At 73.6% G+C, this 23,524-nt stretch carries 18 protein-coding genes and 3 pseudogenes; 7 read left to right on the top strand and 14 right to left on the bottom strand.

The window, feature by feature from the left end:
* From AB0H52_RS29490 to AB0H52_RS29480, 3 genes and pseudogenes are all read right to left on the bottom strand, one after another.
* The coding region (locus AB0H52_RS29490; protein ID WP_357951501.1) for an aminotransferase class V-fold PLP-dependent enzyme at window positions 1-1,243 on the bottom strand (1,243 nt) is incomplete at its 3' end.
* A 27-nt stretch (window positions 1,244-1,270) separates the two neighbouring features.
* A pseudogene (locus tag AB0H52_RS29485) lies at window positions 1,271-2,568 on the bottom strand (MFS transporter).
* Window positions 2,569-2,579: 11 nt separating this feature from the next.
* Window positions 2,580-2,915, bottom strand: coding sequence for an MGMT family protein (locus tag AB0H52_RS29480; RefSeq protein ID WP_151492295.1), 336 nt, complete (start codon window positions 2,913-2,915; stop codon window positions 2,580-2,582).
* 13 nt (window positions 2,916-2,928) lie between these two features.
* Between AB0H52_RS29480 and proB the strand changes: the two genes are divergently transcribed.
* Both proB and AB0H52_RS29470 read left to right on the top strand, forming a co-directional pair.
* A complete protein-coding gene (proB, locus tag AB0H52_RS29475; RefSeq protein ID WP_151492294.1) occupies window positions 2,929-4,086 on the top strand; it encodes a glutamate 5-kinase in 1,158 nt (385 codons plus the stop codon).
* Between the two features lie 10 nt (window positions 4,087-4,096).
* Complete coding sequence (locus AB0H52_RS29470) at window positions 4,097-5,338, top strand: glutamate-5-semialdehyde dehydrogenase (protein WP_357951498.1); 1,242 nt, start codon at window positions 4,097-4,099, stop codon at window positions 5,336-5,338.
* On the opposite strand, the gene AB0H52_RS29465 is transcribed toward AB0H52_RS29470, so the two are convergent.
* The 6 genes and pseudogenes from AB0H52_RS29465 to AB0H52_RS29440 form a co-directional block, all read right to left on the bottom strand.
* Window positions 5,335-6,222, bottom strand: coding sequence for a prenyltransferase/squalene oxidase repeat-containing protein (locus AB0H52_RS29465; RefSeq protein WP_357951505.1), 888 nt, complete (start codon window positions 6,220-6,222; stop codon window positions 5,335-5,337). The two genes, AB0H52_RS29470 and AB0H52_RS29465, sit on opposite strands and share 4 nt — an antisense overlap.
* 95 nt (window positions 6,223-6,317) lie before the next feature.
* Window positions 6,318-7,566, bottom strand: a pseudogene (moeZ, locus tag AB0H52_RS29460) (adenylyltransferase/sulfurtransferase MoeZ).
* Window positions 7,567-7,607: 41 nt separating this feature from the next.
* Complete coding sequence (locus AB0H52_RS29455) at window positions 7,608-8,345, bottom strand: DUF3152 domain-containing protein (RefSeq protein WP_357951496.1); 738 nt, start codon at window positions 8,343-8,345, stop codon at window positions 7,608-7,610.
* Between the two features lie 162 nt (window positions 8,346-8,507).
* Window positions 8,508-9,350 carry a DUF3152 domain-containing protein gene (locus AB0H52_RS29450; protein WP_151492289.1) on the bottom strand — a complete coding sequence of 281 codons (843 nt, stop codon included), beginning with the start codon at window positions 9,348-9,350 and terminating at the stop codon, window positions 8,508-8,510.
* 5 nt (window positions 9,351-9,355) lie between these two features.
* Entirely contained in the window at window positions 9,356-10,330 is a 975-nt protein-coding gene (locus AB0H52_RS29445) for an alpha/beta hydrolase (protein WP_151492288.1), read from the bottom strand.
* Between the two features lie 23 nt (window positions 10,331-10,353).
* Window positions 10,354-12,288, bottom strand: a complete 1,935-nt coding sequence (locus AB0H52_RS29440) for a hypothetical protein (protein ID WP_357951503.1) — start codon at window positions 12,286-12,288, stop codon at window positions 10,354-10,356.
* A gap of 1,289 nt (window positions 12,289-13,577) precedes the next feature.
* On the opposite strand from AB0H52_RS29440, the gene AB0H52_RS29435 reads away from it, so the two are divergent.
* From AB0H52_RS29435 to AB0H52_RS29420, 4 genes are all read left to right on the top strand, one after another.
* The gene (locus AB0H52_RS29435) at window positions 13,578-14,216 is read left to right on the top strand and encodes a TetR/AcrR family transcriptional regulator (protein ID WP_151493365.1); all 639 of its coding nucleotides are present in this window, start codon (window positions 13,578-13,580) and stop codon (window positions 14,214-14,216) included.
* A 64-nt stretch (window positions 14,217-14,280) separates the two neighbouring features.
* Window positions 14,281-14,508 (top strand): DUF3107 domain-containing protein, encoded by a 228-nt coding sequence (locus AB0H52_RS29430; protein ID WP_030329796.1) that lies wholly within the window; start codon window positions 14,281-14,283, stop codon window positions 14,506-14,508.
* A gap of 551 nt (window positions 14,509-15,059) precedes the next feature.
* Window positions 15,060-16,748, top strand: a complete 1,689-nt coding sequence (locus AB0H52_RS29425; RefSeq protein ID WP_151493258.1) for a DEAD/DEAH box helicase — start codon at window positions 15,060-15,062, stop codon at window positions 16,746-16,748.
* An 86-nt stretch (window positions 16,749-16,834) separates the two neighbouring features.
* A complete protein-coding gene (locus AB0H52_RS29420; RefSeq protein ID WP_357951493.1) occupies window positions 16,835-17,995 on the top strand; it encodes an SAM-dependent methyltransferase in 1,161 nt (386 codons plus the stop codon).
* A 57-nt stretch (window positions 17,996-18,052) separates the two neighbouring features.
* Here the strand turns inward: AB0H52_RS29420 and AB0H52_RS29415 are convergent, their stop codons facing one another.
* Window positions 18,053-18,502: a hypothetical protein gene (locus AB0H52_RS29415; RefSeq protein WP_151493106.1), complete on the bottom strand. Its 450-nt coding sequence runs from the start codon at window positions 18,500-18,502 to the stop codon at window positions 18,053-18,055.
* Window positions 18,503-18,751: 249 nt separating this feature from the next.
* Between AB0H52_RS29415 and AB0H52_RS29410 the strand changes: the two genes are divergently transcribed.
* Entirely contained in the window at window positions 18,752-19,168 is a 417-nt protein-coding gene (locus AB0H52_RS29410; RefSeq protein ID WP_151493105.1) for a helix-turn-helix domain-containing protein, read from the top strand.
* A gap of 10 nt (window positions 19,169-19,178) precedes the next feature.
* On the opposite strand, the gene AB0H52_RS29405 is transcribed toward AB0H52_RS29410, so the two are convergent.
* The 4 genes and pseudogenes from AB0H52_RS29405 to AB0H52_RS29390 all read right to left on the bottom strand — a co-directional run.
* Window positions 19,179-20,108, bottom strand: a complete 930-nt coding sequence (locus tag AB0H52_RS29405; protein ID WP_357951490.1) for a hypothetical protein — start codon at window positions 20,106-20,108, stop codon at window positions 19,179-19,181.
* A gap of 150 nt (window positions 20,109-20,258) precedes the next feature.
* Entirely contained in the window at window positions 20,259-22,394 is a 2,136-nt protein-coding gene (locus tag AB0H52_RS29400; protein WP_151493103.1) for a DEAD/DEAH box helicase, read from the bottom strand.
* Between the two features lie 110 nt (window positions 22,395-22,504).
* Complete coding sequence (locus tag AB0H52_RS29395) at window positions 22,505-23,251, bottom strand: SDR family oxidoreductase (RefSeq protein ID WP_357951488.1); 747 nt, start codon at window positions 23,249-23,251, stop codon at window positions 22,505-22,507.
* A gap of 95 nt (window positions 23,252-23,346) precedes the next feature.
* Window positions 23,347-23,524 (bottom strand): annotated as a pseudogene (locus AB0H52_RS29390) (IS256 family transposase); the annotation flags it as partial.

Below are 23,524 nucleotides of genomic sequence, written 5' to 3'. Positions count from 1 at the left end.
GACCGGCCGTCCGGGCGGCGGCCACCGCGTCGGCCAGGTCCGGCCCGAACTCGGCGACCCGCGGCGCGACCGAGGCGGTCACCGTGAGGTGCACGCTGGCCGGCAGACCGGCGTACGTGAGCTGGGGTTGGGTGTGCCAGCCGCGCGCGGTCAGCTCGTCGACCAGGACGAACAGGTCCGGGCCGCCCTCGGTGGCGGTGAAGCAGACCACCGTCGACTCCGGCTCGGCCATCAGCCGCAGCCCGTCGACGGCGCGGACGGCGTCGGCCAGGCCGGCGACCGCGTCCCGGGTGACGGCGGCCAGCCGCAGGTAGCCGTCGTCGCCGAGGTGCCGCACGGTGGCGTACGCGGCGGCGATTGGCCCGCCCGAGCGGGTGGACGCGATCACCGGGTTGATCATGGTGTAGCCGGGCCAGTCCGCGTACGCGAAGTACTGCGGGGCGCGCAGCGCGGCGTCGCGGTGCAGCAGCACCGACACCCCCTTCGGCGCGTACGCGTACTTGTGCAGGTCCACCGAGATGGAGGTGACGCCGGGCACCGCGAAGTCGAACGCCGGCACCGACTGCCCGAGGCGACGCAGGTAGGGCAGGGTCCAGCCACCGAAGCAGGCGTCCACGTGGCAGCGCGCCCCGGCCTCGGCCGCGGCCGCCGCGATCTCGGCGACCGGGTCCACCACCCCGTGCGCGTACGACGGCGCGGAGCAGGCCACGAGCACCGTGTCCGGCCCGATCGCGGCGGCCATCGCGGCCGGGTCGGGGCGCAGCGTGCCCGGGGACACCGGCACCACGTCCACCGCCACCCGCAGGTAGTGCGCCGCCTTCGCGAACGCGGCGTGCGCGGTCGACGGCACCACGATCCGGGGTGCGGCGATCTCCGGGTGGGCGTCCCGGGCCGTCTTGACGGCGAGGATCAGTGACTCGGTACCGCCGCTGGTGACGCTGCCGACGACGTCCGGTGCGGTGGTGCCGGGGCCGCCGCCGAGCACCCGGGCGGCGGCGCCGACAAGCGCGTTCTCCATCGCCAGCAGGGACGGAAACGCGGTCGGGTCGAGGCCGTTGACGTGGGCACTCTCCCGGTGCGCGGCAGCGGCCAACTCGTCGAGCCCCGGCACCGCCGGGTCGTACACGTACGCGAACAGCCGACCCCCGTGCGTGGGCCGGTCCCCAGACCGAAGCCCCCGAACCTCGGAAAGCGCAACGTCAGCGGCAACCCCGGAAGGTAGAACCCTGCTCTCGTCGATCATGAAGTTATGGTGCCCTTCTCGTGACGGTCAACGGCTTTCGTCCCCCACCACAACTCCATGATCGACCGGTCCGTCGGGCGTGGGGGCGCTCGTCGCGGCGGCCAGGGCTGCGGGGGTCAGGGTGTAGCGGCGCAGCAGGAGGATCGGGGGTGTGATCAGGAGCGCGGGGAGGACGGTGAAGCCCAACAGGACCCCCAGGCGGGCGCCGTCGGACTGGGCGGCGGCCGTGCCCGTGTCGGATGACACGTAACCGGAGAGCTGGAGCACCACGCCGTAGATGCCCGGGCCGAGCGCCAGGCCGAGCGTCTCCCCGGCAACGCCACCACCAGATAGACGGCGACCGACGGCAGCACCGGCGCGGCGACCAGCACGAACGCCCCGGCACCGAAGAACAGCGAGGCGGCGACCAGCCCGGTCCGCTTGCCCAGTCGGGCACCGACCCGGCTCCAGATCGGCATCACCAGCAGCGACGGCCCAACGAAGCAGGCGAAGAGCAGGGTCGGGCCGATCTTCTCGCCGCGCAGGATCTGCCCGGCGAAGTAGTTGACCCCGGCCAGGATGGTCGCCACCCCGGCGGACTGCACGACGAAGCAGATCAGCAGCGCCCGGAACGGCCGGTTGGCGCCGGCCACCGCGAGTTGGGCGCGCAGGGTCGGCTCGCTGCCGCCCACCGTGCCGGACGGCGCGGAACGGGTGCCGACGAACGCGCCGACGGCACCGAGAGCGATGAGCGCCGCCACGAACACGCCCAACCAACGGTGCCCGGCCAGGCCGTCGCCACCGGCGGTCACCACCAGCGGGGCGATCGCGCCGGAGACCAGGATGGTCAACGCCAGCACGGCGATCCGCCAGGTCATCAGGCGGGTGCGTTCGGCGTAGTCGTCGGTCAGCTCCGCCGGCATGGCCACGTACGGCACCTGGAAGAAGGCGAACGCGGTGGCGGTGGCGAGGAAGGCCAGCGCCACGTACGCCGCGGCACCCGCGCCGTGACCAAACGGGGCGGCGAAGATGGCGGCGAAGAGCACGGCGAGCGCGAGACCGGCGACGAGCAGGTACGGCCGGCGGGCGCCCCAGCGCGACCGGGTGCGGTCGGAGATCCGCCCCGCGACGGGGTTGACCAGCACGTCCCATGCCTTCGGCAGCAGGACGAGCAGGGCGGCCAGCCCGGCGGCGACGCCCAGCGTGTCGGTCAGGTACGGCAGCAGCAGCAGACCGGGCACGGTGCCGAACGCGCCGGTGGCCAGGGATCCGAGCGCGTATCCGGCGTGCACCGTCCGGGGCAGCGGACCGGTGGTCGACGAGCCGGTGCCGGGCGGCGTTTTCATGGGGCTGAACGTTACTCACGTTTTTCTGGAGGCCACATCCCCTCATCAGGCGACCAACCCGCGGCCGCGATGTCCACCCCCGCACCGCGCAGCGGCACCCCCTCGGCACGCAGACGGGCCTGCGCCTCCCGCTCATGCCCCGGGGGCAGCCGGCCGCTCGCGGTCACCACCCGGTGCCAGGGCACCGAGCCACCGTGCTGCGCCATAATGGCACCCACCAACCGGGCCGACGCGCGCCCCGAGCACTCGGCCAGGGCGTCGGCCACCGCGCCGTACGACATCACCCGACCCTCCGGGATCCGCTCGACCAGGTCGAGCACCGCCTCGACGTACTCGTCAGGAGTCACAATCGGCCACCATATGGGAACGCCACCGGGCGCTGCGGCCGTGACCGCGCAGAATGGGCGGGTGCGCGACGCAGTCACGGCGGCCCGGCGGGTCGTCGTCAAGATCGGTTCCTCCTCGTTGACCACCGCCACCGGCGGGCTGGCCGACGAGCGGGTCGACGCGCTCGTCGACACCCTCGGGCGGCTCACCGCCGAGGGACGCGAGGTGGTGCTGGTGTCCTCCGGCGCGATCGCCGCCGGCCTGGCCCCGCTCGGGCTGACCCGACGCCCGCGCGACCTGGCCACCCAGCAGGCCGCCGCCAGCGTCGGGCAGGGCCTCCTGATCGGCCGGTACGCGGCCAGCTTCGCCCGGCACGGTCGCACCGTCGGGCAGGTGCTGCTCACCGTCGACGACGTGACCCGGCGCGCGCACTACCGCAACGCGTACCGGACCCTGCGCAAGCTGCTCGACCTGCGCGCGGTGCCGATCGTCAACGAGAACGACACAGTGGCCACCGAGGAGATCCGCTTCGGCGACAACGACCGGCTGGCCGCCCTGGTGGCCGCCCTGGTGCACGCCGACCTGCTGGTGCTCCTCTCCGACGTGGACGCCCTCTGGACCGGGGACCCGAGCCGAGCGCACTCCACCCGCATCGCCGAGGTCCGCAGCGACGCCGACCTCGCCGGAATCACCATCGGCGGGGCCGGCCGCTCCGGCGTCGGCACCGGCGGCATGGTGACCAAGGTGGAGGCCGCCCGGATCGCCACCGGCTTCGGCATCCCGGTGGTGCTCACCGCCGCCGACCTGGCCGCACCGGCATTGGCGGGTGAGCCGGTCGGCACGCTGTTCCATCCGCAGCGGAAACGCCCCACCGCCCGACTGTTCTGGCTCGCCCACGCCACCTCACCCCGAGGTCGGCTGCACCTCGACCCGGGCGCGGTGGCCGCCGTCGTCGGGCGGCGCAAGTCGCTGCTGCCCGCCGGCATCACCGCCGTGGACGGCACGTTCACCGCCGGCGACCCGGTGGACCTGGTGGACACGGCCGGCGCGTCGGTCGCCCGAGGGCTGGTCAACTACGACGCGGTGGAACTGCCCGGGCTACTCGGTCGCTCCACCTCCGAACTCGCCGCGGCGCTCGGCCCGGCGTACGAACGGGAGGTCGTTCACCGCGACGACCTGGTACTGCTCTAAGGAGTCGATGATGAGCGTGATCGAGCAGGCGCGACGGGCGCGGGACGCCGCCGCCGACCTGGCCGTGGCCACCCGTACCGTCAAGGACGCCGCGCTGGCCGCGATGGCCGACGCGCTGGTGGCGCGTACCCCGGAGATCCTGACCGCGAACGCGGCGGACCTGGCGGCCGGCCGGGAGGCCGGGCTGAGCGCGGCCGTGCTGGACCGGCTCGCCCTCGACGACGGCCGGGTGGGCGGCATCGCCGACGCGCTGCGCCAGATGGCCGCGCTGCCCGACCCGGTCGGCGAGGTGGTCCGCGGCTCGACCCTGCCCAACGGCCTGGAGCTGCGCCAGATCCGGGTGCCGTTCGGGGTGGTCGGCATCATCTACGAGGCGCGGCCGAACGTGACCGTGGACGCCGCCGGCATCTGCCTCAAGTCCGGCAACGCAGCGCTGCTGCGGGGGTCGTCCTCCGCCGCGCACTCCAACGCCGCGCTGGTCGCGGTGCTGCGTGACGCGATCACCGGGGCCGGGCTGCCGGCCGACGCGGTGCAGCTGCTCGACGCCAGCTCCCGCGAGTCGGTGAAGGAGCTGATGCGTGCCCGAGGGCTGGTCGACGTGCTCATCCCGCGCGGCGGCGCGTCGCTGATCCGTACCGTCGTCGAGGAGTCGACCGTGCCGGTGATCGAGACCGGGGTGGGCAACTGCCACGTGTACGTGGACGCCGCCGCCGACGTGGCCCAGGCCGTCGCGGTGACGCTGAACGCCAAGACGCAGCGCCTGTCCACCTGCAACACGGCCGAGTCGCTACTGGTGCACGCCGACGTCGCCGACGCGTTTCTGCCGGCCGTGCTGGCCGCGTTCGCCGAGGCGGGAGTGACCGTGCACGGCTCCCCCGAGGTGGCCGCCTACTCGGCCGCGGTGGTCCCGGCCACCGAGGAGGACTTCGCCACCGAGTACCTGTCGGCGGACATCTCCGTCGCGGTGGTCGACTCGCTGGACGCGGCGGTCACGCACATCCGGCGCTACGGCACCGGGCACACCGAGGCGATCCTCACCGACTCGGCGAGTGCGGTCCGGGAGTTCGTCGCCCGGGTGGACGCGGCGGCGGTGATGGTGAACGCCTCGACCCGGTTCACCGACGGCGGTGAGTTCGGCTTCGGCGCGGAGATCGGCATCTCCACGCAGAAGCTGCACGCCCGCGGCCCGATGGGTCTGCCCGAGCTGACCAGCACCAAGTACGTAGTCACCGGCAACGGGCAGGTGCGCTAGGCGGACGCCGTCGGGCGGCAGGCCCGGATCGCGGACAGGGTGGCGTGTACGTCGAACTGGTGGCCGTCCTCGCTCTCCCAACCGCCGTCGCTGCGCTGGGTCTCGGCCAGCCGGCGGAGCGCCCGCACCATGATCCAGTCTTGCGCGTCGATGCCGACCCGACGCAGCGTGGCCGCCAGCCAGGCCACGTCACCCGGGGACATCTTGGGCATCCGATCGACGAGCACCACCTGGATCCGCGCCGACTCGTGGAACATGTCCTGCCGGTGCAGCACCGCCGCGCTCAGCCAGCCGGCGGCGAGGAACGACGGCCAGCTGCCGTCCGGGCGTAGCCGTGCCGCGAGCGAGTGGGCGGTCGCCTGGACGACACCGGCGTACGCCCCGCCGACCCGGTGGTCGAGCGGCCCCGAGGCGCGCGCGTCCAGCCCGGCGACGGTGAGCCAGAAGCCCGCGTTGGCGGTGACGAAGAGCTTCGCCTCCGGGTCGCCGGGGCGGGCCCACTCGGGTGCCGAGCCGGCCAGCGAGATGTCCTCGTCCCAGCCGCCGTCGGCCTGCTGCCGGGACGCCAGCCAGTCCAGTGCCCTTCGGGCGGCGGGACGGCCCAGCGCGCCCAGGTCGTCCAGCTCGGCGAGCCGGAAGCAGGTGGCATCGATCGAGGCGACCTCGCCACCCCAGATCGCCGGCCAACCACCGTCGGAGGACTGACCGACCTCGGCCGTCTCCAACAGTTCGACGGGCACCGGGGTGCCGTTGCGCAGCCAGGAGAGACGGGCGCGTTCCACCGCATCCCCATGCGCCACGACGAACCCGATCGCGGCATCCAAGTCGACCACGGCGGGAACGCTACCTGCGAAGACGCGATCCCGCCTCGGGGAATCGGCCAGCCGGGAATGGCTGCGTCGCTCCGGGAACGGGGCTGGTCGGGGCCATCTGCGTCGATTTGCCGGGGCGGTGGTGTGGGCCGCCCCGGCTCACTCGATCAGTACGCGGGCAGCGACGGGTCGATCTGCTTGATCCAGGACAGCACGCCGCCCTGCACGTGCACGGCGTCGCGGAACCCGGCGGCCTTGAGCGCGGCGAGCGCCTCCGCCGAGCGGACGCCGGACTTGCAGTGCAGCACGATCTGCCGGTCCTGCGGCAGCTTCGCGAGCGCCTCGCCAGAGATGATGTCGCCCTTGGGGATGAGGGTGGCGCCGGGGATCCGGACGATCTCGTACTCGGCCGGCTCCCGGACGTCGACGAGGAAGATGTCCTTGCCGGCGTCCTGCCACTCCTTCAGCTCCAGCGCGGTGATGGTCGAGTCGACCACCGCCTCCTGGGCCTCCACCGAGACCGCGCCGCAGAAGTCCTCGTAGTCCTCGAGGAGGTCGGTGACGCTCGGGTTCTCGCCGCAGAGCACGCAGTTCGGGTCCTTACGAACCTTGATCTTGCGGTACTCCATCTCCAGGGCGTCGTACACCATCAGGCGGCCGACCAGCGGCTCACCGATGCCGGTGAGCAGCTTGATCGCCTCGTTCACCTGGATGGAGCCGATCGACGCGCAGAGCACACCGAGCACGCCGCCCTCGGCGCAGGACGGGACCATGCCGGGCGGCGGCGGCTCCGGGTAGAGGCAGCGGTAGCAGGGGCCGTGCTCGGCCCAGAACACCGACGCCTGACCGTCGAAGCGGTAGATCGAACCCCAGACGTACGGCTTGCCGAGCAGCACCGCCGCGTCGTTGACCAGGTACCGGGTGGCGAAGTTGTCGGTGCCGTCGACGATCAGGTCGTACTGGGCGAAGATCTCGCGGACGTTCTCCCGGTCCAACGCGGTGTTGTGGATCTCCACGTTGACGAGCGGGTTGATCTCGCGAATCGACGCGGCGGCGGACTCGGCCTTGGACCGGCCGATGTCGGACACGCCGTGGATGATCTGACGCTGAAGGTTGGACTCGTCGACGGTGTCGAAGTCGATGATGCCGAGCGTGCCGACGCCGGCTGCGGCGAGATACATCAGAGCGGGAGACCCGAGGCCACCGGCGCCGACACAGAGCACCCGGGCGTTCTTCAGCCGCTTCTGCCCGGCCACCCCGACGTCCGGGATGATCAGGTGGCGTGAGTAGCGGCGGATCTCGTCAACGGTCAGCTCGGCGGCGGGCTCGACGAGCGGGGGCAACGACACGGTGGACTCCCCGGGATCGGCGGTGTGAACCGCGCCATTGTTGCTCGCCGGGGGCCCGCTCGGCCATGAGGGAGGACACGTGGTCCGCGATGCGGGAGCGGGAATAACTCAGGGGACGATGTCCCCCGAGTAACGGCGGCCGTCGACGTAGGGCCAGGCGTTGGCGACGCAGCCCTGCAGGCCGTACGTCTGCTGCTGCATGACCGGCGCCGACTTGCCCGGGCCCGGGCAGGCCTCGTGCTGCTCGCCGAACTCGTGGCCCACCTCGTGGTTGATCACGTAGGTGCGGTAGGTGTCCAGCGGGGCACCGTAGTCGGGGACCGCCTCCATCCAGCGCGCCAGGTTGATGATGACCTGGCCGGGCAGCCGACAGGAGGTGTAGCGCTCGGTGGTCAGCCCGCCCTCGGCGCACATCCGCTCGGAGGTGACCGGGGTGGCCAGGTAGATGGTGAAGTCGGCGGCCCCCGCGTCGGCCACCCGTTGCACCCGCAGCTCGCCGGAGGCGATCCAGCTACGCGGATCGGCCAGCACCTCGTCCACCCGCGCGGCGAACGTGTCGACGTCCTGGCCGGTGCCGCGTTCGACCGCCACCCGGTAGCGGTGCAGCGGCCCGTCCTCGCCGTACACGCCGGTTCCGCCGTCGGCGGCGGTGAACCGTCCCGCGCCGACCGACGGGTAGCTGCTGGGCACCGGGTGGGCGCCCCCACCGCCGTGCCCCATCCCGCCCTCGGTGGCGGCGGGCGGCACCTCGGCCGGCGGTTCACCGCCCCGGGTGAGGGTCACCCCGACGGCGGTGGCGAGCACCAGCACGCCGAGCAGCAGGGTACGGCGACGACGCCGACGCATGCGGACGAGAGTGGGACGCGCGTGCTGGTACGCCGGCGGGCCCGACGGGTCGGGTGGTTGGGGCGGGCCGTAAGGGGACGACGGCGTCATGACGTCCAGCGTGCCAGATTATTCGGGCATTCCGCTTCTTTTGCCGCTATTAACGCAATGCGCCCTGGATGTTCAGAGCGGCGGACCGGCGTAACGACGCCCGTCCAGGTACGGCCACGGGTTGACCCGACACCCGTTCAGGAAGAGCGTCTGCTGCATCATCACCGGCGCCGGCCGACCCGAACCGGGGCAGCCCTCGTGTCGATGCCCCAGCTGGTGACCCACCTCGTGGTTCACCACGTACGTCCGGTACACCGACAGCGGCACACCGGCCGAGACGTAGTGCGGCACCGACAACCGCCACCGGTCCAGGTTGATGATCACCTGACCGGGCGCCCGGCAGGAGGTGTACGGACGACCATCGATCCGGATGTCCACCCCACCCTCGACGCACATCCGACCCGCGGTACGGGCCGTGGCCAGATAGACGGTGAAATCGCGCGGAGCGCTGCCCGGCACCTGCTGCAACCGCAGCTGGCCGCTGTCCACCCAGCTGCCCGGCCCGGCGAGCGCCGTCTCGACCGCCGCACCGAACCCGGCGGCGTCCTCGGCACTGCCCGACTCCACCGCCACCCGGTAACGCCGCAGCTCACCCGCCCGACCCAGCACCGGGCCGGAGCGGTCGTCGTAGCCGAACCGGCCGGTGCCCGCGCTCGGCACCGCCCCGGGCAGCCGCAGCACCGGGGGCGCACTCGGCGACGCCGAGGGCGAGAGCGACGGCTCGACCGACGACGGCAGCGGCGCGGCCACCAGCGGCGCCACGCTCGGGATCTCGTCGGCGGCCAGCCGATCCGCGGCGGGACGACCACCCGGCCCCTCGGCGATCACGCTCACCACCGCACCGATGGCCAACCCCACCGCCACCAGCTGGGCGAACAGGGCGAAGCGTCGCTGACGGCGGAAGGACCTGGGCATCCGGCTCAGCCTGCCAGATCAGACCGCCCGACGGCGTCCTCCGTTTCGGTGAGCAGACCCACCACCGCCCGGGCGACCAGCCGGGGCACCTCCAACTGCGCCACATGACCGACGCCGTCGAGCATCAGCAGCCGGCTGTCCGGGATGACCCGGGCGGTCTGCGGCGCGACCCGGACGTCGACCAGCCGGTCCTGCCGACCGCCCACCACCAGCGTCGGCGCCCGCACCGACCCGGCAAGTCGCCACAGCGACCCCGACCCCGGAAGGTACGCCCGCAGAAAGCTGGAGACCAGCCCACGGAACGTCCGGACGTACGCGGCGGCGTAGTGCTCCGCCTCGTAGCGCACCCGGATCTCCTCCAACGCCTCGGCCCGCCGCTGCTCGCAGATCCGGCTGAGGTCGGCCACGCAGGCCTCCAACACCTGCTCGGCCATCACCTCGGGAGCGAGCTGGGTGAGCCGCCGGGCGACCAGCCGCTCACCCCCGGGAATGGCCAGCACCGGCAGCATCCGACCCTGCAGCGAGCGGCGGAAGTCGAGGAACGGCAGCGCCGGAGAGATCAGGGTGAGGGTGCGCACCAGGTCGGGGCGCAGCCCCGCCACCTGGACGGCGACCGCACCGCCCAACGAGTTGCCGAACAGGTGCACCGGCCCCCGATCGGAGTGCTCGATCCAGCGGACGACCAGGTCGGCGAAGGCGGGGATCGTGTAACGGCGACCCGGCTCGCTGCGGCCGAAGCCGGGCAGGTCGATCGCCTGACCGTCGAGCCGGTCGGACAGCAGCCCGGCCAGGTCCGTCCAGTTCTGCGAGGAGCCGCCCAGCCCGTGCACGTACAACGCGGGCTCGGCACCGGCGGCGGTGGCCGGAGTGTCCCGCACGTACGTGACCGACCTGCCGAGACGGACCTCCCGCCCCGGCCACGGCGGCGGAATCCGGTGCTCCGGGAGGAGTTCATCCGGCGAGAGGATGGCGCGTTTCATCGTTCCAGTCTGCCCCGGACCACTCAGGACAGCAGCGCCTCCAGCCGACGGTTGACCGCCGCCAGCGTCGCCCGGACCACCGCCTGCCGCGGATCACCGGCGACCAGCGCCGAACCGGCGAGCTGCTCGACCCACCCCTCGCAGACCAGCAGCACCACCACTGTCGCCACCTCGCAGTTGCCGAACGGCACCACGGCCGCGTGCTCGACGAAACAGCGCCCCCGCTCGGCATTCTCGGCACCACGCAGCAACTCGTCCACGGCGGCGGCCGCGGCCACCGCGCAGAGCCTCAGCACGTAGCCGTCCACCGCCGGCCCGGTCGCGTACCCGGAGGCCGTCTCGCCGCCGGCCAGCAGCCGGACCTCCACGTTCGCGTCCAGCCCGAACGTGCTGACCTGCACGTGGTCGATCACCACCCGCGGACCCGGCGCGCCGCCGGTGTCCAGCGGTCGCGACGGTGCCGACTCCGTCGTGGTCACCTGACCACCGGAGTACGACGTACCCAGCGTCGCCGGGCTGCCGGTGGCGGCGCCGGCGGGCGCGGCCGAGACCGAACCCGGCTCCTCCACCGTGGCACGACCCCGGTGCGGTGCGTTCGACCGGCGCCGACGGGACGCGTCGCCGGGCGGAGCATCGAACCGTCCGCCCACGGTCGGCTCGGCGGCACGCATCTCCCCGGTTCGCGGCTCCGCGCCGGCGTCCCGCGTCTCCGGGGAACGCCGCTCGACAGCACGCGGCTCGGCAGCACGGCGGCGGGCCGGCGGGGCTGGCGTGCTGGGCAGGCCGGGCAGGTTCTGTGGGGCGGCGGCCAGACCCATCCGCTCCTGGAGCAGCCGGGCGACCTGTCGGCTCACCTCGGCCGGGTCGGCACCGTCGGCCAGGTCCAGCCGGAGGCTGTGCGCACCCGCCGGCGTACGCCGCAGCGCCGCGTCCCGGACGCCGGCCACCTCCCGAACAGCGTCCAGGATGGCGTTGACGTCGAACCCCTCGGGGCGCTCCCGCAGGGGTGCGGGTTCGTCGTCGCGGCGCAGGTGGGTGGCGATACGTGCGAGTTCCGGGGTTTCGGCGGGGGGCTCCACGGTGGGCGGCTCCGGCACGACGGGCACGTCCGGTTCCGCGGGGACGCGCTGCGGCAGCACCGCCGGCGTCGTTTCGGCACGACCACCGGTGTCCGCCGGCTCGGCCGGTGACGCCGGATCGGGGGCGGATCGGCGTGCCGCGTAGGGAGGGGCGGACACGGGTGAGGGCCGGTCACGGCGTCCGCCCCCGCTCGTGGCGGAGGGTGGGACGGCGCCGGAGGTCGGTGCGGCGCGGGTCTGCTCGGGCGGCTCGGGGCTCGCCGGGCGCAGTCGGAAGGGTGCGGCGGACCGGGGCTCGGGTCGCGGCGGAGCGGGCTGCTCGCCCGCCTCGTTCGCCCGGGGCGCGCTCGCCGGCCAGGCCGGAGGCTCGCCCTGGGACGCGGGAATGCGCCCCTCGGACCAGTCGGGCCGCTCGGCTCGCTGCGGAGTGCCGGGCGAGGCCGCCGACGACCCACCGGTCCAGGAGGGCCGTTCCGCCACCAGGGCCGGTCCGGCCGGAGCCGGTGGCGGCACGACCGGCGTCGGTGGCACGTCGGCCGGAACCATCGGCGCCGCTGCCGGTTCGGCAGGTGCCGCATCGGTCGCCGGCGGGCGGACCCAGGCCGGCCGGTCACCGGTGCGTGCGCCGGTCGCCGCCGGGTCAGGTCGACTTGCCCAGGACGGACGCGACGGCGCACCACTCGTCGGCGCCGGATCAGCACCACCGGCCCAGGACGGACGCGACGGCGCACCACTCGTCGGCGCCGGATCAGCGCCACCGGCCCAGGACGGGCGGCCGGGCGGTGGGGTGGCGGTGGGGGCCGGACCGGCCCAGGACGGGCGGTCCTGCGGCGGGGCGCTGGTCGGCTCGGCCGGTCCACCGGCCCACGAGGGTCGCACCGCGGGCGCGGCTCCGGGCGGCTCCGGCGGCGGGGCGGCGGGGCTGCCCGCCGGACGCTCACCGGCCCAGGTCGGCCGCTCGGGGGCCGCCTCGGAATCGGGCCCATCCCGCTCCACGTCGTACGCCCGGGGCGGGTCTGCGCGCACCGGCTCGTACGGGCGGGTGGGCTCGGCGCGTACCGGCTCGTACGGCAGGTTGGGCTCGGCGACCCAGCCCGGCGCGGGCTCGTCCCGGGCCCGGCGGCCGGTCGGCTCGTCATCCTGTCTGGACCAGGGCGGTGCCCAGCCGCCGCCCCAGCTCGGGCGGTTCCAGCTCGGGCCGGACCAGTCCGGCTCGATCGCCGACGGCTCCCCGGCCCGGGGAGCGTCCGCGGCGCGGGAGCCCTCGGCGGGACGGGTCGGCTCGGCGGGGTCGTCGGTGGGGCGACCCGGGGTATGGCCCGGATCGGTGGCCGCCTCCGCCGGGAGCGGGTCGCGCCAGTCGCGTGGCGCGGCGGACGGCTCGTCGGCGGCCAGCCGATCGACGGTGGGTGCGTGGAATCCGGGCGGAACCTCGAAACCCGACGCCGCGGTGCCCACGGGTGGCACCTGGACGGCCGGTGGCGCCGAGGTGGGCAGGCCGGGCTCGGCCCAGCGGGCGGCGCGTGTGTCGGCCGGGTCGGCGGTGGCGCGGCGGGCCGGGCCGGGGTCGCCGACGCTCTGCTCCGGCTGCGGCGCGGGACGTTGGGCGGGCACCACCAGCCGGTCGCCGGTCGCGGCGGGCCGGTCCTCGCCGTTCAGCCCGGGCGGGGCACTCACCGGCGCGGGACGACCCGCCGCGCCATTGGCCTCGGTGCCGACGTGGCGGACGCCGTTGGCGTGGTGGCCGTTGACACGGACCGGTGGCTCGGGGCCATCGGGCAGCCCGGCCAGGGGCGGTGGCAGGTCGCCGTGCCGCGCGGATGACGTACGCCACCCGGCCGCGGGGTCAGGTTGCCAGCGTGCCGCCTGCTCCGGGTCGTCCTCGCGCTCGGCGGCCCGGGACCACCCGCCCGACTGGGGCGCCCAACCGCCGCCGGAACGGCTCGGGTCGTCGTGCTGACCCGCTCCGTCACCGTGCTCTCCCGGGGTGGCGGCTCCGGGTTGCCCTGTTTCACTCACCGCGCGCTCCTTGGTCGCCCCCGCTGAGGCTACCGTGTGGCGACAGTGGCGATAAGTTACAGCGGCGGGCCATTTCCACAACGAGGGACACGGGCCTCGCCCGGTCTGGGGGAAAAATGCCGGCTCGTACGGAGAACTCGGAGGATCCCATGACCGCTGCGGGGAACAGCGCACAGACCGCCGGACGGCCTACCCGTCTGCCCCGGTCGGCGCGCCGTAAGCAGCTGCTCGCGGCGGCGCAGGAGGTGTTTGTCGCGCAGGGCTACCACGCCGCCGCGATGGACGACATCGCCGAACGGGCCGGGGTCTCCAAGCCCGTGCTCTACCAACATTTCCCCGGCAAGATGGATCTCTACCTGGCCCTGCTGGACACGCACTGTGACGCCATCGTCGCCAAAGTGCAGGACGCGATGCGCGGCACCATCGACAACAAGGAGCGGGTCGGCGCGTCGGTACGGGCGTACTTCGACTTCGTCGACCACGAGAGCGAGGCGTTCCGGCTCGTCTTCGAGTCGGACCTGCGCAACGACCCGGCGGTACGGCAGCGGGTGGAGCGGGTCGAGCAGGGCTGCATCGCGGCGATCACCGACACGATCATCTCCGACACCGGCGTGAGCCGGGCGCACGCGGAGCTGCTGGCCTCCGGGTTGGTCGGCGCCGCGGAGACGGCCGCCCAGTTCTGGCTGGCCGGCGGCCGGCAGGTGCCGAAGGCGGAGGCCGAGGCGTTGGTGGCCGCGCTGTCCTGGCGGGGCATCGCCAGCTTCCCGCTGCAAGGTGAGTCAGCCTGACCGCCGGCCCCGTGATCGGATAGCCTTCGCAGGGCGGTTCTTTCGCCCCAGTTGAGGAGGCACAGTGGAGGTCAAGATCGGCGTGCAGTACGCGCCGCGCGAGCTGGTTCTGGACAGCGCGCAGTCGCCGGCCGAGATCGAGCAGATCGTGACCGACGCCTTCGCCGGGAACGGCGGCACGCTCTCCCTGACCGACGAGAAGGGCCGGCGGGTCATCGTGCCGGTCGAGAAGGTCGCGTACGTCGAGATCGCCGAGGCGTCGCCCCGCGCGGTCGGTTTCACCGTCCGCTGACGGTCCGGCCGTCGCGGCAGGTCGGCGCAGTCCCACCTGCCGCGGGCCGGTGCCGCAGCTCGGCTGTTGAGGCCGGCGGCGGCCATCCGCGCGGTGTGCGCGGTGATCCCCCCGAACACCCCCGAACACCCCCGGCACGTCGACCCGGTCGCCCCGCCCGTTCAGCGCGGGGATGTCGACCCGGTCGCCCCGCCCGTTCAGCGCGGGACGGACGGCCCGCTCGGCGGCGACACGGCCGACCGGGGACGGCACTTCGCCGTCAGCCCCAGCGGAGAGCGCCCGAGGATCGTTCGGCGCGGAAGATGTGACACAGGCCACATTGCGCGCCCCCGCGTGGCGGCTGGCCGACCGGGAATCGGGACGTGGGCATGCCTGTTCAGGTAGCATAGAGCAGTTGCCGTGGGCGCCGATCTGATCGAAGCTCAGCCCGCGGCGCGCGTGCGGCCCGGTCCGGCTCGGCAGTCTGCCCCCGACCGTGTGGCCCGCGTCATACCGAACGCGCCCTGAGGACGAGACGGGGCGCACCCACGAGAGGGCACCCCCACATCCAGATGAGCGATCTGACTCAAGACCTGATGGACGGCCAGGAGTTGGCCCCCACCGCCCCGGTTCGACCCGAGGCCCCCACGTTCGCCGCACTCGGCGCCCGCGACGAGACCGTCGAGGCGCTGGCCGCGGCCGGCATCACCCGCGCCTTCGCGATCCAGGAGTACGCGATCCCGATCGCCCTGCGGGGCGTCGACCTGATCGGCCAGGCGCCCACCGGCACCGGCAAGACCCTCGGCTTCGGCGTACCGCTGCTGGACCGGGTCTTCGCGCCGGGCGAGGGCAGCGACGGGGTGCCGCAGGCACTGGTCGTCGTCCCCACCCGTGAGCTGGGCATCCAGGTCGCCAAGGACCTGGCCGCCGCCGGCCGCACGCGCGGCGTCCGGGTGCTGCCGATCTATGGCGGTGTGGCGTACGAGCCGCAGATCGAGGCGCTGCGCAAGGGCGTCGAGATCCTGGTCGGCACGCCCGGCCGCCTCATGGACCTGCAGAAGCAGAAGCACCTGCGCCTCGACCGCGTCCACGCCCTGGTGCTGGACGAGGCCGACCGGATGCTCGACCTGGGCTTCCTCGACGACGTCGAGAAGATCCTGGCGATGCTTCCGGAGGACCGGCAGACGATGCTGTTCTCGGCCACCATGCCGGACCCGATCGTCACCCTGTCGCGGCGCTTCCTGCGCCAGCCGATGACGATCCACGCCGGGCACACCGCCGAGACCGGGCCGTCGCCGCAGACCGAGCAGCTGGTCTACCGCACCCACTCGATGAACAAGGTCGAGGTGGTGGCGCGCATCCTCCAGGCGGAGGGCCGCGGGCTGACCATGATCTTCACCCGCACCAAGCGGGCCGCCGACCGGGTCGCCGAGGACCTCGACTTCCGCGGGTTCGCGGTCGCCGCGGTGCACGGTGACCTCGGCCAGGGTGCCCGCGAGCGGGCGCTGCGGGCGTTCCGCGCCGGCAAGATCGACATCCTGGTGGCCACCGACGTGGCGGCCCGTGGTCTGGACGTCACCGGCGTCACCCACGTCATCAACTACGACTGCCCGGAAGACCAGGACACCTACACCCACCGGATCGGTCGTACCGGCCGGGCCGGGGCGACCGGCGTCGCGGTGACCTTCGTCGACTGGGACGACATGCCGCGCTGGCGCATCATCGACAAGACCCTCGGTCTGGAGATGCCCGAGCCGCCGGAGACGTACCACACGTCCCCGCACCTCTACACCGACCTGCACATCTCCACCGAGGTCAGTGGCACCCTGCCCACCGCCGAGCGCACCCGGGCCGGGTTGTCCGCCGAGATCGAGGAGGACCTGGGCGGCACGACGCGCTCGCGCCGCGGTGACAGCAGCGGCCGGGGCTCCCGGCGCGGTGACAGCCGTAGCGACGGTCGCGGTGAGCGCCGTGGCCGGGGCGACGGCCGTCGGGACCGCTCCGACGCCGGCACGCCGGTCGCCGCCGAGGCGCCCGCGGACGACACCGCCGAGGAAGGCACCCGTACCCCGCGTCGCCGGCGTCGCCGCCGGGCCGGCGAGGTGGTCGTGGGCGAGCCGACCGCGGTGATCTCCGCCGACGCGGGTCCGTCCGGGCCGGCCGCCGCCGTCGACGGCGAGCCGTCGAAGCCGCGTCGCCGCCGGCGCCGTCGTGGTGGCGGTTCCGGCGCGGGTACGCCCGCCGAGGCGACCGCGGACTGACGCACAGCGACACCCACATCCCCCGCACCGCCTCAGCGCGGTACGGGGGATGTTCCCTTCCCACCCCACCTGCCGAAGATGGAACGATGCCGGAACCACTGGACGCCGCCCTGACCGAGGTCCGGGCACTGCTGCTCGACCCCGCGCTGACCCGGGCGGTCGCCGCCGGTCGCCGTCGGGGGCGCCGCCCCACCGTGGTGCGGGCCGAGCTGCGGCCGGTGACGCTCAAGGCCGGGCCCCGACTTCAGATCGCCACCTCCGACGGCGCCCGCCCGTACACCCGTAACGTCGCACCCGGGCCGGAGGCCAGCGCGGCGGTCGACGAGCTGCTGGCCGAGCCGTTCGGCAACTGGCACGTGGAGACGGCCGACGCGACGCTCCAGCTGCGGGTCACCAAGTCCGGCGAGGCGCAGGTGCACCGGGCCGCGACGACCCGGCCGGCGGCGACGCCGAGCGGGAACGACCGGGCGAAGGAGTACCTGCTCGACCCGGGCGATGAGATTTTCGCCGAGATCGGCGGATCGGCGGCCAAGCGCCGCCAGGTCGACGCGTTCCTGCGGGCCCTCGCCGCGACCCTGCCCGACGACCTGAGCGGCCCGCTGCGGGTGGTGGACCTGGGCTGCGGCAACGCGTACCTGACGTTCGCCGCGTACCGCTACCTGACCAGCCGGGGCCTCGACGTCGAGCTGGTCGGCGTGGACGTCCGGGAGGACCAGCGGCAGCGCAACACCGAACTGGCGCAACGTCTGGGCTGGGCCGACAAGGTCAGCTTCGTCGCCGGCACGATCGCCGACGCGGCCGTCGACCCCTCCCCCGACCTGGTGCTGGCGCTGCACGCCTGCGACACCGCCACCGACGAGGCGCTGGCCCGCGCGGTGCGCTGGGACGCCCGCTGGGTGCTGGCCGCACCGTGCTGCCACCACGATCTGGCGAAGCAGCTGCGCGCGCAGCCCGCCCCGGGCCCGTACGAGCTGCTGACCCGCCAGGGCATCCTGCGGGAGCGCTTCGCCGACGTGCTGACCGACGCGCTGCGGGCCGGGCTGCTGCGGGTGCACGGGTACCGGGCCGAGGTGGTGGAGTTCGTCGACTCGCAGCACACCCCGCGTAACCTGCTGATCCGGGCGCGTCGCACGGGCAGCGACCCGACCGATGCGCAGCGCGCGGAGTACCGCGAGCTGGTCGACCAGTGGCGGGTCACGCCCCGGCTGGAGACACTGCTGTCGTCCGAGAGGACGCCGGTCGCCTAGCCGGGCTGCCGCGCACGGCTGGCGACGCCGGTCGCCTAGCCGGGCTGCGGCGCACCGCTAGCGGCGGCGGTCGCCGCCCCGGTCGCGCCCGACCCGGTCGCCGGCGCCCCGGTCGAGGGTCGGCACCCGCTCGATGCCGGCCCGCTGGGAGGCCCAGTCGCTGTCCCCCGAGCCGGACGGGAACGGCACGACCTTGCCCGCGCTCTCCGCGTTGCCGGCGGCGGCGAAGGCGTTCCAGGAGATGTCCACCAGCAACTTCTTCATCTCGGCGTGCCGCACCGCGGCGTTGTGCTGCAACGCCATCCGGGCCCCCAGCACCACGCCGACCAGCGTGGTGGTGATCGCGCCGGTGGCGGCCAACACCTGCAGGCCGGTCGCCGGATCCATGCGCAGCACCAGGACCAGCAGCCAGATCCAGAACCCGGCGGCGAACACGCCGGCCTTGGCGACGAAGAAGAGGCTCACCGCACCGGGCTGGTACGGCTGCGGACGGCTCGGTTCGGCCATGGTGCTGCTCCTCGGCAGTGCTGCGGTCGAAAACGGCAGACGGGACGGGCGCTACGCCGGGACCAGAGCTTAGTTGATGAACAGCAATGATTACTGGTCACCTGACCCGGCTGCTCATCGATGCTGCCCGGAAAAAGGTCCCGTCCACGGGACAGATTGTGCGGTCAGTCAATTGTTTCCGGCCCGGGGCGTACTACCCTCGGAAGGCGCATCGCCCAGTGCTCCGGCCGGGAGGGAAGACCCGCAGGGATGGGTTCCGCAGAGGTTTCGCCGCAGATGGCCTTCGCCCGCTTCGTCCGGCGTGCCATCGACGACGCCCGCGATGAACGCGGATGGACCGTCACCGATCTTGCCTCGCACACGGGCGTGGGCCGTTCCACCGTGTTCCGCTGGCTGGCCGGGGACTGGCAGGATTATCCCGAGTTGGCCAAAGTGCGGGGCTTCTGCGCCGCCCTGGATCTGCCGGTGGCGGCCGCGTTCCGGGCGCTCGGCCTGCCCGACGCCGGCCCGGCTCCCCGCCGCCGCCACGACGACGGCCCGGTCGAGGCCGACGTCCGGGCGATCCTCGACCGTCTGGCCGACCCCAACGTCCCCGCCGAGGAGAAGCACCACATTCGCGACCTGCTCCGCTACCTGGCCCGCCGTCCCATCCGCCGCGCCGGCTGACGCACCCGGGTCAGGGGACGGTCAGGGTGAACTCGGCGGTGTGGACCTCCGCCCGCACCTGAAAGTCCAGGAAGAGGCGGTAGCGGCCGGGGCCTGGGACGGTCACCCAGAACGTGACCTGGCCGTCTGCCAACTCCGGCTCCGGGTGCACGTGCAGGTAGCCGAGGTCGCCCTCGCGCAACGCCACCAGGTGCCCGTACGCCCCGAGGTAGCGCTCCAGCGGTGCGGCACCGCCCGCCCCGTCGATGCGGAAGGTCAGCGGCACGGTCGCACCGACCTGCGGGCTGCCCTGGTAGCCGACGGTGAACCCGTCCACCGTCGTCGAGGTGGCCGCCCCGGGCAGCGCACGGGGCTGGTAGGCGCCGGGTGCGACCAGGTCCACGCCAAGGGTCACCGCGGTCTGGCCGCCGTTGTCGGCGACGGCGGTGAAGTCGGCGTACGCCCGCCAGACGCCGGGCTCGGCGAGGGTCAACGGCACCGACCAGGTGCCGTCCGACGCCATGCTCGGGTGCAGGTGCTGGTAACCGGTCAGGTCGCGCCGCACGACGATGAGGTGCATCGGCTTGTCGTGCACGACCGCGAAGCGGGTGACCGGCCGGCGCTGCGCGTCGCGCACCTGGAAGCGGAGCTGCCCCGGCCGACCGGCCGGGAACTCGGTGGCCAACGGGGCCAGCGTGTACCCGGCCGAGCTGACCGACAGGCCGCCCGGCTCCGCGCCCGCGCCATGGTCCCCGCTCAGCATCGCGCCGTGGTTGTGCGGGGCGCTGCCCGGCGGATCGGTGTGATCGGCGGCGAGTGACGGGGCACCCGCGCCGGTGGCGGCGCCGGTGTCGAGACGGCCGAGGCCGAAGCCGAGCAGCACCGCGAGCACCAGCCCGCCGACCACCAGCGCCAGCCGGAGCGTGCCCCGATCCGGCGCCGCGGAGACCTGGTCAGGCACCGCCGGCGTCCAGTGCGTGGACGGTGACGGGCTGCTGATCGGTCATGCCGCCCACGGTACCGCCGCACCGGGCGGCCCCCGGACGACGCCCGGACGGCGTGGCGACGGTCGCAATCCGCCGTGCCCGGGAACTTTTCCGCACCGGCGGACTCAGCCGGCCACGGCGAGGGCCAGCGGGAGCACGTCGGGCGCGCCAGCGCGGCGCAGAGCCCGGGTCACCATCGCCATCGTCCACCCCGAGTCGACCAGGTCGTCGACGAGCAGCACCGGGCCGGTCAGCCCGGCCAGCGCATCGGCCAGGTCGGCCGGCACGGTGAAGGCGTCGTGCAGCGTGCGTACCCGCTGGGCGCTGTTGCCGCGCGGCCCGCCGGCCCCGCCCGAACCGCTCGGGGTGACCTCGCCGAGCAACGGCAGCCGGCCCACGGCGGCGATCCGCTCGGCCAGCGAGCCGACCAGCCGAGGCCGCCCGCGGGAACCGACCGCGACCACCGCCACCGGGCGTCGCGGCCACGGGTCGTCGCCGTGCGCCCACGACTTCAGCACCTCCACCACGGCGGCGGCCACGTCGTCGGGCACCGGCGCGTCGGGTGCCTCCGGGCCGACCAGGTCGCGCAACCGGCCACCCCAGCCCAGATCGGAGAGTCGCCCGACGGCACGGCCCGGCAGCGCCTGCTCCGCCGGAACGATCCGGCCCTTCAGGGGTACGCCCACCGCGTCCAGCCCGGTCGGCCAGAGCTTCTTCGGCGCGATCTCCACGCCGGGGCGGCCCAGGAACGTCTGCGCGGCGGCGAGCGCGGCCGTCGACACGTCCGGGGAGAAGAGCGGGTCGGCGCAACGGTCGCACCGGCCGCAGTCGGTGGCCCCGGTGTCGTCCAGGCGTTCCCGTAGATACCGCATCCGGCAGTCCGGCGTCGACGCGTACTCCCGCATGGCCTGTTGCTCGACGGTGCGTGCCTCGGCGACGCGGCGCAACCGGGCCTCGTCATAGACCCAGGGCTCGCCGGTGGCGAGCCAGCCACCGCGCACCCGGCGGACCGCGCCGTCCACGTCGAGCACCTTGAGCATCAGCTCCAGGCGGGCCCGGCGCAGATCGACGAGCGGTTCGAGGGCCTGGGTGGAGAGCGGGCGGTCGGTGTGCAGGGCGGCCAGCACGGCCCGGACCTGCTGCTCCGGTGGGAACGCCAGCGAGGCGAAGTAGCGCCAGATGGCGGTGTCCTCGGCACCGGGCAGCAGCAGCACCTCGGCGTGCTCGACAGCGCGGCCGGCACGGCCGACCTGCTGGTAGTACGCGATCGGCGACGGTGGCGCGCCGAGGTGGACGACGAAGCCCAGGTCGGGTTTGTCGAAGCCCATGCCGAGCGCACTGGTCGCGACCAACGCCTTGATCTTGTTGTCGAGCAGGTCCTGCTCGGCGGCCCGCCGGTCGGCGTCCTCGACCTGACCGGTGTACGAGGCCACCGGGTAGCCCCGGGAGCGCAGGAACTCGGCCGTCTCCCCCGCTGCCGCGACGGTCAACGTGTAGACGATGCCCGAGCCGGGCAGCTCGTCCAGGTGGTCGGCGAGCCAGGCCAGCCGGTGCGCCGGGCTGGGCAGGTCGAGCACGCCGAGGCGCAGCGACTCGCGGTCCAGCGTGCCGCGCAGGACGAGGGCGTCACCCAGCTGCTCGGCTACGTCCTGGGTGACCCGGGAGTTGGCGGTGGCGGTGGTGGCCAGCACCGGGGTGCGTTCCGGCAGCTCGGCGAGGAACGTGCGCAGCCGCCGGTAGTCCGGCCGGAAGTCGTGCCCCCAGTCGGAGACGCAGTGCGCCTCGTCGACCACCAGCAGACCGGTGGTCGCGGCCAGCTTCGGCAGGACGCCGTCGCGGAAGTCCGGGTTGTTGAGCCGCTCCGGGCTGATCAGCAGGACGTCCACCGCGCCGCCCTGGATCTCGGCGGTGATCTCGTCCCACTCGTCGAGGTTCGCCGAGTTGATCGTGCGGGCCCGAATGCCGGCCCGCGCGGCCGCCTCGACCTGGTTACGCATCAACGCCAGCAGCGGCGAGACGATAACTGTCGGCCCGGCCTGCCCTTCCCGCCCGGCGTGCTCCCGGAGCAGGGCGGTGGCCACGAAGTAGACCGCCGACTTGCCCCAGCCGGTGCGCTGGACGCAGAGCACCCGTCGCCGGTCGACGACCAGCGCCTCGATGGCGCGCCACTGGTCCTCGCGCAGCCGGGCGTGGTCACCGGCCAACCGGCGCAATACCGCCTCGGCCCGCTCCCGTACCCCTGCCCGCTCCGCTGTCTCCACCCGACATGTCTACCAGCGCCGTCCGTCATTCCCCTGTTGATCAAGAGGTTTGCGTCATTCTCGGGTCGAATCCTGACGCAAACCTCTTGAACAACAAGGATTGCCGGGGGTCAGCGGCCGAGGACCGAGCCTCCGTTGACGCCCAGGACCTGACCCGTGACGAAACCCGCCACCGGGCTGGCCAGATAGCGGACCGCCTCGGCGATGTCGTCCGGCAGCCCAGCGCGTCCGACCAGGGTCGCCGCCACTCGCTTGGCGTGCCCCTCGGCGGTCATCCGGTCACCGAAGAACTCGGTCTCGGCGACGTAGCCGGGGCTCACCACGTTGACGGTGATCTGCTCCGGACCAAGCTGCGCTGCCAGGTCGTACGCCCAGCCGTGCAGGGCCGCCTTCGCCGCCGAGTACGGCCCACCGCCGCCACGCTCGGCGGCGATCGAGCTGACCAGGATCACTCGCCCGCCCGGTCGACGCAGTGCCGGCCGCAGCGCCTCGGTCAGCAACACGGCGGTGAGCACGTTGGCGTCGAGGTTGGCCCGCCAGTGCGCGGCGGTCCCGGCCAACGTGTCGGTACTCCCGCCCAGGTAACCGCCAGCGTTGTTGACCACCACGTCGACCGGCCGGTCACCAACCGCCGTGAGGACCGCGTCGAGCTGCTCCGGATCGGTCAGGTCCGCGGTCACGGCCTTGACGGCGTCCGGACGACCGCATTCAGCGACGATCCGCGCAGCGGCATCCGCCAACACATCGGCCCGCCGCCCAACGATCAGAACGTCGTACCCATCCCGGGCCAAGGCCCCCGCAACCGCCGCCCCGATCCCGGTCCCGCCCCCACTGACAACCGCAACCCGTGAGTCCATCTCCCCTACCTCCCCATCCACAGAACCCCGTCGATCATGAAGTTAGCGACCTTCGAGGGACTGTCAACTTAACGGTGTAACTGGATCTTGATGGGTTACTTGCGGCCTGCGGACAGGCGGCCTTCGAAGGTGATCTCGAAGGCGTTCAGGGCGGCTTTCCAGCGGGTGATCCAGCGGCGTTGACCGGTGCCGGTCGGGTCCAGGGCCATCACGGCGAGGTACACGCATTTCAGTGCGGCTTGCTCGTTCGGGAAGTGCCCGCGGGCTCGCACG

This window comes from Micromonospora sp. NPDC050695 (assembly GCF_040654415.1).
GTDB lineage: Bacteria > Actinomycetota > Actinomycetes > Mycobacteriales > Micromonosporaceae > Micromonospora.
The sequence above is the reverse complement of the archived record's forward strand: the minus strand, read 5'-3'. Positions and strand labels throughout refer to the sequence as shown.